The 12,095-nt window shown below is 63.9% G+C and carries 14 protein-coding genes; 8 read left to right on the top strand and 6 right to left on the bottom strand.

The window, feature by feature from the left end:
* Window positions 1-75: 75 nt before the first annotated feature.
* Window positions 76-657, top strand: a complete 582-nt coding sequence (locus tag H0S67_RS01010; RefSeq protein WP_180935077.1) for a DinB family protein — start codon at window positions 76-78, stop codon at window positions 655-657.
* A 113-nt stretch (window positions 658-770) separates the two neighbouring features.
* Here H0S67_RS01010 and H0S67_RS01005 read toward each other — a convergent pair whose 3' ends face one another.
* The 3 genes from H0S67_RS01005 to H0S67_RS00995 all read right to left on the bottom strand — a co-directional run bounded on the left by H0S67_RS01005 (window position 771) and on the right by H0S67_RS00995 (window position 4,271).
* On the bottom strand, window positions 771-1,082 hold the full coding sequence (locus H0S67_RS01005) for a hypothetical protein (RefSeq protein WP_180935076.1): 312 nt from the start codon (window positions 1,080-1,082) through the stop codon (window positions 771-773).
* Between the two features lie 114 nt (window positions 1,083-1,196).
* The gene (locus tag H0S67_RS01000; RefSeq protein ID WP_180935075.1) at window positions 1,197-2,807 is read right to left on the bottom strand and encodes a serine/threonine-protein kinase; all 1,611 of its coding nucleotides are present in this window, start codon (window positions 2,805-2,807) and stop codon (window positions 1,197-1,199) included.
* A gap of 474 nt (window positions 2,808-3,281) precedes the next feature.
* Window positions 3,282-4,271, bottom strand: coding sequence for a hypothetical protein (locus H0S67_RS00995; protein WP_180935074.1), 990 nt, complete (start codon window positions 4,269-4,271; stop codon window positions 3,282-3,284).
* 422 nt (window positions 4,272-4,693) lie between these two features.
* Between H0S67_RS00995 and H0S67_RS00990 the strand changes: the two genes are divergently transcribed.
* The 7 genes from H0S67_RS00990 (at window position 4,694) to H0S67_RS00965 (ending at window position 10,390) form a co-directional block, all read left to right on the top strand.
* A complete protein-coding gene (locus tag H0S67_RS00990) occupies window positions 4,694-5,362 on the top strand; it encodes a GIY-YIG nuclease family protein (protein WP_180935073.1) in 669 nt (222 codons plus the stop codon).
* A gap of 171 nt (window positions 5,363-5,533) precedes the next feature.
* The gene (locus H0S67_RS00985; protein WP_180935072.1) at window positions 5,534-5,983 is read left to right on the top strand and encodes a hypothetical protein; all 450 of its coding nucleotides are present in this window, start codon (window positions 5,534-5,536) and stop codon (window positions 5,981-5,983) included.
* 267 nt (window positions 5,984-6,250) lie between these two features.
* A complete protein-coding gene (locus H0S67_RS00980; protein ID WP_180935071.1) occupies window positions 6,251-6,931 on the top strand; it encodes a hypothetical protein in 681 nt (226 codons plus the stop codon).
* Window positions 6,932-7,127: 196 nt separating this feature from the next.
* Window positions 7,128-7,652, top strand: coding sequence for a hypothetical protein (locus tag H0S67_RS00975; RefSeq protein ID WP_180935070.1), 525 nt, complete (start codon window positions 7,128-7,130; stop codon window positions 7,650-7,652).
* The gene (locus tag H0S67_RS27720) at window positions 7,649-7,939 is read left to right on the top strand and encodes a TIR domain-containing protein (protein ID WP_425489859.1); all 291 of its coding nucleotides are present in this window, start codon (window positions 7,649-7,651) and stop codon (window positions 7,937-7,939) included. Before H0S67_RS00975 ends, H0S67_RS27720 begins: the two co-directional genes overlap by 4 nt.
* A 104-nt stretch (window positions 7,940-8,043) precedes the next feature.
* The gene (locus H0S67_RS00970) at window positions 8,044-8,460 is read left to right on the top strand and encodes a hypothetical protein (protein WP_180935069.1); all 417 of its coding nucleotides are present in this window, start codon (window positions 8,044-8,046) and stop codon (window positions 8,458-8,460) included.
* 199 nt (window positions 8,461-8,659) lie between these two features.
* Window positions 8,660-10,390, top strand: coding sequence for a serine/threonine-protein kinase (locus tag H0S67_RS00965; RefSeq protein ID WP_180935068.1), 1,731 nt, complete (start codon window positions 8,660-8,662; stop codon window positions 10,388-10,390).
* 511 nt (window positions 10,391-10,901) lie between these two features.
* Here H0S67_RS00965 and H0S67_RS00960 read toward each other — a convergent pair.
* Genes H0S67_RS00960 through H0S67_RS00950 form a run of 3 tightly spaced genes read right to left on the bottom strand, consistent with a single transcriptional unit; the run spans window position 10,902 to window position 11,997 of the window.
* Window positions 10,902-11,285 carry a hypothetical protein gene (locus H0S67_RS00960; RefSeq protein ID WP_180935067.1) on the bottom strand — a complete coding sequence of 128 codons (384 nt, stop codon included), beginning with the start codon at window positions 11,283-11,285 and terminating at the stop codon, window positions 10,902-10,904.
* Entirely contained in the window at window positions 11,282-11,533 is a 252-nt protein-coding gene (locus H0S67_RS00955; protein WP_180935066.1) for a hypothetical protein, read from the bottom strand. Before H0S67_RS00955 ends, H0S67_RS00960 begins: the two co-directional genes overlap by 4 nt.
* Window positions 11,530-11,997 (bottom strand): hypothetical protein, encoded by a 468-nt coding sequence (locus H0S67_RS00950; RefSeq protein ID WP_180935065.1) that lies wholly within the window; start codon window positions 11,995-11,997, stop codon window positions 11,530-11,532. Before H0S67_RS00950 ends, H0S67_RS00955 begins: the two co-directional genes overlap by 4 nt.
* Window positions 11,998-12,095 lie beyond the last annotated feature (98 nt).

Below are 12,095 nucleotides of genomic sequence, written 5' to 3'. Positions count from 1 at the left end.
CGGTGCTAAGTCCGACGTGCGTCTGACGCGAAGAGGCGGCGGATTGACGCGGGTCGGACAGCCTAGGGTCGGAACATGTCCACCGATCAGAAGGCCATCTGGCAGCGGTACTACAAGGAACGCCGCGACGCACTGATGTCCAAGGTTGAGGACTTATCCGAGTACGAGGCTCGGAGACCCCGCACACCGACCGGAACCAGCCTGATCGGCATCATCAAACACGTTCTCAACGTGGAGGCGGTCTACCTCGGCGCCAGCTTCGAACGCCCGTTCCCTCAAGCTGACGAGTTGGTCAGCGACGAGGCGTACGAAGCCGATCCGCAGGCCGACTGGTACGCCACCGCAGACGAGACCACCGCCGGCATCATCGACCTCTACCGCCGGGTCATCGCTCACTGCGAGCAGACCGTCGAACGGCTCGAGCTCGACACCGTCGGCCACGTCCGGCACTGGGGTGGCAAGGAGGTCACGCTGCACTGGATCCTGGTGCACAACTTCAACGACCTCGCCCAACACAACGGCCAGGCTGACATTCTGCGCGAACAGGTCGACGGCAGCGCTGGGTGGCGGCAGCCGGGCGACAACGTCCCGGACGGGTACGACTGGCCGGCGTACGTCGCGAAACTGAACGGGCTCGCCGAGACGTTCCGCGAATAGCTTGCGAATGTGTCCGCCACTCCGGAGCCAGCGGCAGTGGCGTGCGTCTCCGAGCGCACGCAGGGCGGCCGAGCGCGCACTCTGACAGGTCCGCTGGCGGCGGAAAGACGTACTCATTCCGGGGCAGGTGAGCCAGCCGGGTACTCGATTCCGAAGTGGTGGGCGATCACCGCTGTGGTTTCACAACCCCAGTCGACTCGTCGTGCGACCGGTTCGTCGTCGTCGCCGCCGTCGCACGTGCCGTTCCCGGATCCGCAATCGCGGTGGAGGGCCAGGACGCTCCGCGCGAGAGGATCGTCAATCGAGTTCAGTCGACGCATTGCGTCGACCCAGCGAGCCACAGGGGTCGGCCGATCATCGATCTCGTGGACGACATCCATGTGCATCCTTCGGCTGGCCTCTTCGTCGTACTCGTACCGAGTCATGAACTGACGCTACGGCGAACGGACGGCGTTCCGTGCGGCTTTCGCAGCATGGTGCGACATGGCTGACGGGCTCTGGGCATGCCGCAACGCGGCGGTATGACTCACCTCAGACGGTCAGTTTGCACAGTCCTGCCGGTCGCTCATCAACACAATGGTGTCGACCCGTCGGCCGAAGAAGCCGATGGTGTAGAAGACGTGCGGAGGAACCACGGGTGGATACATCAAGCCAAGTCGATCGATGGGCGCGTCCGGGTAGGCCTTGAATGCTGCCTGCTGCGGCGAGCCCATGCGAATACCTTTCGATGTGGCCATCTCGCCCTCGAACACTATGTAGACGACGCGACCCTGCGCCCTCGAGAACGTGGCCGTCCCACCCGCACGGAGCAGGTAGTTGGCGCAGTTCCCGCTTCCCGTTGGCCCGCGCACGACTTCGCCGGTGGCTAGTAGTTGGGTGCGGGTCATGCCGAGTTTCACCGGGCCGTATCCAACACGACGCGCACCGCCGTAGCCATCGAGTGGAGGAAGGACGTCAGGTGAGCTTGGGGACGTCGACGGATTGCTGGTACTCGGTGACGTACTCGGCGCGCTCTTCGTGGTCTGTTGATCGGCGGGCGGTCCGGATGGCTCGCGATGCGGGCCGGAGGGAGTCGAGCCGGTGGAGGCTCGCAGCTGCTTATCCGAACCCGTCGGGACGTACGGTTCGCGCCCTGTCGCGAGCGTGGACCACGCAAGAACCGCGGTCCCAGTCACTGTCATCGCGCCGAGCACCGCAACCAGCGGGCGAAGTCCCTTGCGCTTGGTGGGCTCAAGATCAATCTTCGTCTGAAGAGCCGTCGGGACCTGGAGGGCAGCCGTATGTGCCTCGGGGTTCCAAGTGCTGGCCACGAGTTCAGACGCGCTCCCCTGGCCGGGCGCACTCAGGGAAGCGGCGATGTCGGCTGCTGACCCCCTGTCGGAAGGCAGGTAACGGAGCGATCGAACAACCAGCGGGGCGAGGTCGGAGTGCAGCGAGGCGGGAGAAGCGAGGCCGTGAGGGTTCCAGCAGCGCAGTCGCTCCAGACTCTCCGCCACTGTTCGCCCTGCCACTGGCGAACTGCCGGTGGCCGCGAACCACAGCACACATCCCCACGCGAAGACGTCGATAGCCGGAGTGGGATTCGCGTGGGGGTCAAGCTGTTCGGGCGCCATCCACCCCGGAGAGCCCGGTGCCAGCGCGCCGGTGAGGGTGAGCCCGTCGAGATTCGTCACTACGGCGATACCGAAGTCGATCAGGCGGGGTCCCGAGGCCGTGCAGATGATGTTGCTTGGTTTGATGTCGCGATGGATCAGGCCGTTCGCGTGTAGTCGAGCTATTCCATCGGCGAGGGCTGCCCCGAGCGCGTACTGACGATCGGTGGGAAGTGGGCCTTCTGCCGCAATCAGCTCCGCGAGCGTTGGGCCCTCGATGTACTCGATCGCGACCCACTGTCGGGCGGCTCCAACGTCCGACGCCAAGACTTCGGGAACGAAGGGGCTTTCCACTGCCGAAGCTGAAAGCACCTCCCGGCGGAAGCGACGGCGGGCCTCACCGTCGTCGGCGAATTCCATCTGTACGGTCTTGACGACCGCCACCTCGCCAGCGTCTGTCCGTGCGAGGAACGCAACACCCATTCCGCCCGCGCCGATACGACCAACGATCTCGAAGCGGCCCAGGCGTTCAGGATCCCCCGGCTTGAGCGGCCCCACCGCGCAACTGTCGACCACACCCCACCTCACTGGCCGCGACGTCGCTCGCGAGCGTAGGGATCTCGTCCACCTAGGTTCGGTGAGTCCCGGCACTGGTCACTCATTTGGGGTAGCCAGTAGTTGATCTACCGCTTGAACCATGCCGTGCACGGCAACTCTGGCCGCAAACAGGTCTTAAGCAGTGATGCGGGCGGGCATTCGGATCGCGGCGGAATGACTGTGAGGATCGCAAACGCAGCCTGCGCAAAGTGACCGGAAGTCATGCCGCCCAAGCACTAATGACGTTGACTTCGCCAGAAGTCGAAGAGGTCGAAGAGGCCGAAGAGGCCGAAGAGGCCGAAGACCACAAGTCGCCGGGTGCGACTGCGTCGCAGAAGACTCGCCAGAGGATGCTCGTGGTCCCGGGCCGCGACGAGTCCGGAGCATCGGTGTGCGGCGTTCAACTGAGCGGGTCGTGTGGAGGCTACGGGCGCACTACTTGGTGCCGCCGGTCTCGGTGGGCGTGTCCTTGGCGCTACTGGCCTTCGAGACGTTGCCGATGAGATCGTGAAGTGCCTTGGAGCCGCCCCCGACGATGAGGCCAGTGACGGCCATCGCGATCACTTGGGAGCCGGTCGTGGGCGTGCCCTTCTGGACCGGGAGGGTGACACCGACCGCGGCGAGGAAGTCTGCTTCGAGGTAGCCGCATAGTGCCATCCCGATAGCGGCGGTGGCGCCGAAGACGATCGCGGCCCGGTCCGCGCGACGTTGTTCAACCAGCGCCTCCTTGTTCGCGGCGTCCTCTTCCGGGGTCTTGGCTGGCTTCTCGTCCTTGCCTTTCTTGCCCGCGGTGGGTGTCGGTCTCTGCTTGCGCTCAAGGAATAGGCCGTGTTGTCTCGCGAGTTCGAGGGCACGCGCGGCACGAGCGTCGGGGTCGTTCGCCGTGACAACCGCCCTGTCGCGGTCGGCGACGAGCTTGTCCTTGCCGAAGGCAGGGATCTGCTCGAGGAACGGCATTGTCATCTCGACAAACCGTTCGGCGGCCTGTGCGACCACATAGAACAGGGCAAACGCCCCGATGCCCGCGGCCGCCTTGTACGTGGGGCCTTTGGTGGGAGTGCCGAAGACAAGTACTGCGACCCACAGCCCGATCCCGAACAGGGCGATGGCCGTGGCTGTGGCCCAGAGCGCCGGTGTGGAGTTCTTCTTCTCGTCGGTAGACGCTGCCGCGTCCTTCTTCGGCGCGGCGTGCCTCCCATTAGCAGCGGGCTGCCCGGTCCGAGCCGGCTTGGCGACGTCCTGGACGGGGGGCGGCTCGTCGTGCTCGTCGTGCGGTCCCAGGTAACCGCCGGCGATCATGAGAGCTCCGGTGCTGTCCGCCACCGGACCCGAGTCCATCTCGGCGACTCGGGTGCCGTCGGGGACGATAACGGTGACCCCGCCAGGCGGAGGAACAGATGGTGTACGGCGAACGAACGTGGCCATGACGCGACCTCCCCTGAGCGACCCCGATGGTCGTGAACCACGGTAGGGCTATTGCCGGGTTGTCGTACTCCAAATCAAGTTGGCCGCGCGATGGTGTCCTTATTCGGCGCCGGTCGCTTCGCGGCGGAATGGGCTAAGTCCGGCTGATCCGGATCATGCAGCAGACCCATGGCGTCGGGAGTTACATGAAGCTCCGGCGATCCGACTCCGCGTCCCGCGCAGCAGATAGCCTCACATCACGATCGACCTGACCCAGTCGGAGGCGCTGGTGCTGACTTTCAACGATTTGCTGACCCTCCAAGGGGGTCGACCTGACGCAGGTTCGTCTAGTACGGCACCAGGACCGGCGCCTCCGTCCGGGACGGCTCTACGAGGCGTGGCGCAACGACCGGGCCGCCTTCGAGGCCTACCAGAGCGCCCAGGTGCGCGACGTCTTCCCCACCGACGCCGTCTTGGCCAGCTTCATCGTCACCGACGCACGCAAGACGGTGTTCGTGGGGATGTACCGCGTCAACAGCGTCGGCAGCTGTCCGCCTGGCACGACCGATGCCCTGCTCAGCAGCGAGGTCTCCGGCCAGTTCCGGTACGACCTGCAACTGCTTGACGTGCTGTCCGATTACCGCGACAAGCTCGCCATCGAGTGGGGGCCCGGCACCCGGGTCTGGGTCCAGCGGGCAGCGAACCAGACCAAGCCGGTCATCGAGATCGCCGAGCAGTACGAGCCGAAGTTCCCAGGCTTCCGAAGTTTCACTCGGCTCGTCGATGACGTCCCTACGCTGCCCAGCGGATGGCAGCAAGTGCTCCGCAGCGTCAAGGGTGTCTACCTCCTCGTCGACGTAGACACCGGTCAGCAGTATGTCGGCTCGGCCAAGGGAGCCGACAGCCTGCTGGGCCGATGGATGGATTACGCGACCGACGGCCACGGCGGCAACCTGGCGCTCAAGGAGGCCAGCAAGAAGGGCCGAAGGACCTATCAGGTCGCCGTGCTTGAGGTGGTCGATGAAAACACCCCCGACGAGACGATCGAGCAGACCGAGTCCTACTGGAAGTCCAAGCTTCTCAGTCGAGAGTTCGGGCTCAACCTCGGCTGACGTTCGAGCGGCCACGCTCGCATTTCCGCGCGATCCAGTGACCCGATTGCGGCCCCAAGCGGCGGAATGACGCCAGTAGTGGCAGCGCGGATCGCAGCCCAGACTCCGAAACTAGACCGGGGTCAGAAGGATTCGGTGAACGCGTTCCCTGCAGTCGTTTAGCCTCAGCGAGTGACGACTCAGCACATCGGTGCGGCCGGCGAGCTACTAGTGCAGTATCGCTTGCTCAAGGTCGGCATCGACAGTGCGCGTTTGACCACGGATGCGGGCATCGACTTGGTCGTCTACGCGCCAAGAAGCGCCGAGGCCACAACTGTTCAAGTGAAGAGCAACCTCTCTGCCAGACCTGCTGGCGGGAAGGGACAGTTGAGCAGAGGATGGGACTTTCCGCATACCTGCCCCGCCCAGCTATTGGCGCTGGTAGCGCTTGATGTGGACCGCGTCTGGCTGTTCACCCTGGCGGAAGCACGCGAGCTGGCGCAGCAGCATTCCCCCAAGGGAGTTCGGAAGCTGTACTGGTTCGTGGAGCCGCCGACTGGGGGCGCCGGCGGCGCCCGACATGAAGCAGAGATGGCTCAGTACTTGCTCGAGGATCGGGCGGAGCAGCTCTTCCCACACTGAGCGTGTTCGGTCCAGCACCACCCTGACGCGGCGAAAAGACGCAGGTGGCCGGACGTCGGAGCCCGCCCTCAACTGTCATTGGGTCGCGCCCAGCCCACTGCTGGGTGGCGTCGTGCGCGGGGCCGCGGGGGTCGATCACCCGCCCGCGAGCAGTCGGACTGACCACGGATCGTCGGTGCCGAATGAAAGAGTTCGAGGGTGCCCAACTTAGGTGACAATCCCGTCGAGCGTGTTGATCAGGCTCGGCTTCAGCGGCGACGGTGGGCAATGAGTGTCCCCATCGAGATAGTTCGAAAGCGTCTCCGCTGGAACGAGCTAAGCCTGCGGAGACGCACGGGGATCGCGTGGACGGTGAACACTGCGCTCGGAGGTCTTGCCTGCACCGTTGCGTTCCTGGCTCAGGATCGCTATGCCGACGCACGGGCATTCGCTGGCATCACCGTGGTCCTTGCGGTGATAGCGGCTGCTCTCCACATCGCTCTTCTCAAGTTACGGCGTCGACATCACGGCGTTCTCTACGGCGTCTCCGCCATAGGCGGCTCGGCCGCATTCGCGACCATGGCCATCACGGCACGCACGTCCTCAGACGTCGCTTCTACGCTTGCTCTTCTGCCACCGCTCGTCGGAAGCTGGTTCGCTGTCCACTGGGTCGCCCGCCTCAGCGCGAGAGGGCTCACCGGAGCCGACTTCGCTGACGCCACGACCACCGTTCGTGGAACGGCCGCCATCTGGTGCGTGGTCGTCGTGTTGACAGTCGCTGGCGCGCCCTTCGCTGCCATGGGCCACGGCTTGTCCATCGCGGCAGAGCTGAGCGACGGCCTAACCAGCCTCTTCAGCGTGGCCGTGATCTTCACCTACGCCGGACCCGGCTGGACCGAATACCAGCGCGGGCTGGCGGCTGCGGGCATCGCCTCCCGCTCGGCGACTAGTACGACCGCAGGACAGTGACGTTGACGGTCGGTAAGTGGCGGAATGACGCACTTGATCGCGGCTCCTGACGCGGTCTATTCGTTAAGGGATGTATCGAGCCACACGTCGCCCGGAGCGGGCGCGACGGGTTCCTCGCGAAGGCCGCGCGGCTTCCGTGATTGGCGATTGGCGACTATAGAGTCCAGTCGTGAAGCGACGAGGTCGAAGGACATCTGTGCTCGAGCTCCTGGGTGGAGCCGACCACCCGGCCGATCGCACCGCCTGGAGCCTTGAGGCTGGCATCTCGGCGGATGCTCTCGACAAGGAGCAGATCGATCAATTGCATGCCGCGACTTTGCAGGTATCGGGAAACTGCTTCGAGTTGAAGAAGTTGTGCGCAACCGTCCTAATTGCAGCCGGAACACTGATCGTCACTCTGAGCGATAGAGACCTCAATCAAGCCCTCTTCGTCGGCGGCCTCGTTGTTGTTCTTGTGTTCTGGACTGCTGACGCGCAGAGCTACTACATCCAGGCCAAACTCCGAGCACGTATGAAGGAACTGCAGTTGGTGCGCATAGGGAGGGTCAATGGACTAGCCACGTACGACGCGGATGGTGTTGGGCTGCCGATCGACGTCGCGCCCGCGAGGGGTCATCGCATCATCCACGCGTTCGTCAATGCTTCGATGCTGTACTACGCACTCGTCGCTTTGGCGATTCTTGGCACTTGGCTCACGTACCGAGCCGGCATCATCAAATGAGTATCGGCTTCCTCAGCTATTCGATGCGTGACGGCACGCTTGATCGTCACGTGCTCGAGCGCGTCGCCCATGAACTACGGAGCACTCACGAGTTTGTCTACGTTGACCTGCTTCACAATCTCGACCCCAGACCCCAGGACCACCTAGAGGATGTGCTGAGGAACTCGACGACACTGTATGCACTGCAGACTCCGGCTTACGCGTCGTCCCCGTGGGCACGGCGGGAGTTCTCCCTTGCGAGACGTCTGGGTAAGACGATCTGCCTGGTCTCACTGACGGCGGACTAGCGGATTCGCGTCCAACGCGACGGCACCGAAGCACCGATCCTGACCATCGCGGCTAGATTCGGAGGCCGCCGTTGCAGCACTCGGCTCAAGAGTAGGCTCCGAGGATGGAAAACTACGGGGAGCGACAACTCTTAAGGGCCCAGGAGGCCATCGACGTGACAGCCAGAGCCAAGGCGGAAGACTCCTCCGTCGATACGCTAGCGACACTGCATACGAACCTTGAGGGTCAGGGTTTCACTGTTGCTCTGGGTGAGTCCTGGCTTGGGGACTTGGCGCAACTGATTGCCGATGGACGCGTCGTCACTCTCAAGCTGGAATCTGAGGACGACGATGTGCCCACCGAGATGAGATGTGTCCACTGCGGCGAGGGGTTCGAGCCAAGAGTGGTCGGTTTCGGTCCCAACGTGGAGGGGTCAGAGCCCGGGCCTGGGACAGTTGGACAGGTGATAGTCCGCTTGATTTGCGTCAATCCTGACTGTCCGAATAGAGAGAGTGATCTCGCGCCACTGGCGAACTTCTGACGGCAAGCACTTGAGTCTCAGCGCGACCTCCGCGCGGCAGAACTCAATTACCTAATGACTCGCTCGCGGCGCTGTGACACGGCACCCGGTTTCCGGCGTTGACGCTCTTCGCGCTAGGTGCTCCCATGATGGCCAGGTGGGATCAGGAAGACCTCGGCTTCGGCCAGTGCTCAAGTTCGCGCGGTTGAGAGGGGTGAACGTGTCTCCGAAGAAGGGGCATCGGCTGACATGTGACGGCATCGAATACAAACTGCTAACGCCCCTTGGGGGCGGCGGCTCTGGCGATGTTTGGCTGGCTGAGGCTGGAGCGAAGCAGTGGGCCGTCAAGTTGCTCAGATCTGGGGCGGACCGGAAGAAGATCGAGCGGTTCGATCGCGAAGCGTCGTTCCAAGCGGGTTGCGCCCACGAACACATCGTCCCTGTCATCGGGAGAGGCAAACACGGGGATCGATTCTTCTACATCATGCCGTGCTACCCGGACACTCTTCGCGATGTCATCGCTCGTCGGGATGTGGACTTCAGAACTTTGCTGTCGTACATCCGACAGATCGGCGACGCCCTTCAGTTCGCGCATGAGCGCGGCATCGCGCACCGCGACATCAAGCCAGAGAACGTACTCGTCGACGGCGCGTTAGCGGTCCTGGCAGACTTTGGGATCGCTCACTTCGTGGACTCCACCCTGACGTCGGCGGGCGAACTAGTCGGCAACAGGGACTACCGCGCTCCCGAGCAGCGAAGAGGGCAAGACGCCCGCGACGTGGGACCGGAGGCTGATGTCTACGCGCTGGGCCTGATCGTGAACGAGTGCTTCACCAGAGAGATCCCCGCCGGACCGAGCTACCGTTCGATCGAGACGGCCTTCCCGCTCTTGTCTTACCTCGACACCACCGTCGCCCGCATGCTGGCGCAGATCCCCAGGAACCGGCCCACTATTGCCGATGTCTTGACCGATATCCGGTTCTTCGAGGCGAAGAGGAACGACGAGATCGACGACATCGAGGAGGCGCTCCGACTTGCTGACGGCGCGCCGTCAAGCGGCGCGGAGCAGTTCGACGCGCTGTTCCGTCAGGCGAGCGAAGACATCTGGTACGCATCAAGCCTCATCGCATCGAAGACGCCCGACGAGCTCAAGCAGTACAACGGGAACTGGCACATGCGCTTGGGCTACGACGCCGATGCGTTCCTAAGGAACTTGTGTATACAGTCGCGGCTGTTTGATTTGTGCGAGCGGAAATTCAACTACGAGAGCCACGTCTACAAGGGGGATCGTCACTACTCGCCGCTCGACTTGGACGGTAAGTCGAATCACAGGGACTTATATAGCCAAGCCCAGGCGTTGGTTTCAGCCCATCCCTTACCACGGGCCTATGATCTGAGTGGGCGCATCCTAAAGACGTTCGCGTCGTGCGCCGAATACCACTGCACAGAAATCCTGTCGGACGCTCGTCGCATCACGTCCGATGTCGACCGCAACTTGGTCGATGCTCCCATCCTGTGGATTGTCGGCTACCTGGCGTCGAACGTGCCGACTGTCGCGGACGTCGGCCCCTTCGCCGACCACGTTCACATCAACTGGGGACGGTCGGAAGCCTTCGTCGAGAACGACGATGACGCCAACTTGTTCGTCCGAGCACATCCCGCCCTAGACCCTGAGCCGGTCTTGGATGCACTCAAGGAGGCATGGGATGTCTCAGTTAGAAGGACCAACGACGGCTGGTGCTCCGTCATGTTCCGGACGCCCGGCGAATACGTGCGCTTCCGAGAGCATGCCTTCAAGCTGGCGGCGCCGCATTATGTGTACGAAGGCGACGTGAAGGATCTGTTCCGAGATGCCGTGTGCGCTGATGGCATCACACAACTCACGCTGGGCTCGGGGTTCGACGTCTGCAATACCCTCGCCAAAGTCCTTGGTCTTCGAGACATCGTCTGACAGATCTCAGATGGCGGGGTCTGTCTCACGCGACCGCTGGCTCCATCAACTTCCGTGGCTGCCATGGCCAGGCGGCGCCGAGGCTCGACGCGAGGAGGGCCGGAGCCCCCGCCAGTCAAGAGTGAGCGGTGTGCGCCCGGACGGCGGGTAGCTGGGTCAATCTGGAAAGACGCGCGCACCCGGTTTTGGGCAGATCCGCGCGTGCACAGGCGGCGGACTGACGCGGATCGGCTGTCTGACTCAGCCGGACCCAGTGCGCGCGCAACACCGTCGGACTCGGGCGCTCGAGGCGACCGGCCAAGTACCTGGGCCTCCTCGACCGCATCGCCAGCGGCAACGCGGACGTCGAGCACCGTGCCGGGTATCGGCGCGAACCGGTGAGCCCTCACCGACCGCGACCGAGCCGGCAAGTCGGTCGGGCGTGAAGCGCCCAAAGCGGGAGTGGGACCCTGGCTGGCCACATCAGTCGCGCACCTCACAGATGGGAGCCGCCCAGGGCCGTGGCGTGTGCTCATCCATCGAGTGAAGCCGATGGGCTGGCCGTCACCGAGACCGACCAGAGACGGATCGCGGCGACGACCCAGAACCCCCACATGATCAGTGCCGCGGCCTTGCCCCAGGCGACAGGACGGTCCGGGTCGAACCCGGTCGCGATCACGACAATCGGCGCGCCCATCACGATGACGAACACGGTCGCGCCGATCGCCCAGCGTCGGGCTCTGCGTCGAAGACTCGCGACCGTGCGAGCCTGCGCCTGGCGCTTCGACGCGACAGGGTTACGTCGCAGGTCCTTAAGCGACCGGAGATCCTCCCGCAGCGGGTTCGTCAGCGCCAGCGATGTGGCGGCCACAGCGCCCATGAATGTGACGAGGGACCAGGCGACGGTCTCTGTCACGGCCTATTGCCCCGGCGCCCCAGCCGTCGACCGGCCTTGGCTTGTTGGCTGGCAAAGTCGTCAGCCTGCTGCGTGATCTCGGCCTTCGAATCAGCGACGACGAGCTCGCTGAGTGGGACGCCGAACTTGGCCTCCAGAACGGCGACAGCGCTCCCGTGGAGGTCGTAGACGTTGGTCGCCTCACGGTTCTTCACCATCGGCACAACGGCCTGCTCGTGTGCGATCAGCGTTTCTTTCAACACATTCACGACCGACGCGTCAGTGCAGTGGAGCTGATACAGGTTGTTGATCGGGTCCGCGTCGTCGAGCAACTCGACTTCGAGGCTGCCCGCAGCTTGTCGGCGACGGTGTTCTTGCGGGCGGAGGCGAGATCCACGGAGTACCTCGCGAGAGTGGCGCTCAGTGCCGCGGCAGCGGTGGCTGTCGGTACATGGAGCAGCGCCGCGAGGGTCGCGGGACTGGGGATCCGGTTGTTGAAGGCGTGCTTGATGAGGAGACGGATGCGGTGCTGTCGAGCCTGGACCTTGGTGGGATAGTCGGCTCGACCGAGGAGCTCCTCGAGCCACAGTTCGGCGGACACCTTTGCGATCGCGCCGAGGAAGTCCTTGATCGGCGCGTCGTCTGCGAGCCCGAGGGCGGAGCGTAGCCGCATCGCGTCGGCTTCAGGCAGCGTGATGTCGATCTCGACGTGTTGCTGAGCAGGGTCCGGCATCGTCATCTCCCCAGTGGTCTACGCCCGCATCATCCGTGGGCTCGATCGGTATTACACCGAGCCTGGCTTGAGGGCTCGGGCTGGAGTCTGCCAGTCGA

This window comes from Nocardioides ungokensis (assembly GCF_013466985.1).
Taxonomy (GTDB): Bacteria; Actinomycetota; Actinomycetes; order Propionibacteriales; family Nocardioidaceae; genus Nocardioides; species Nocardioides ungokensis.
The sequence above is the reverse complement of the archived record's forward strand: the minus strand, read 5'-3'. Positions and strand labels throughout refer to the sequence as shown.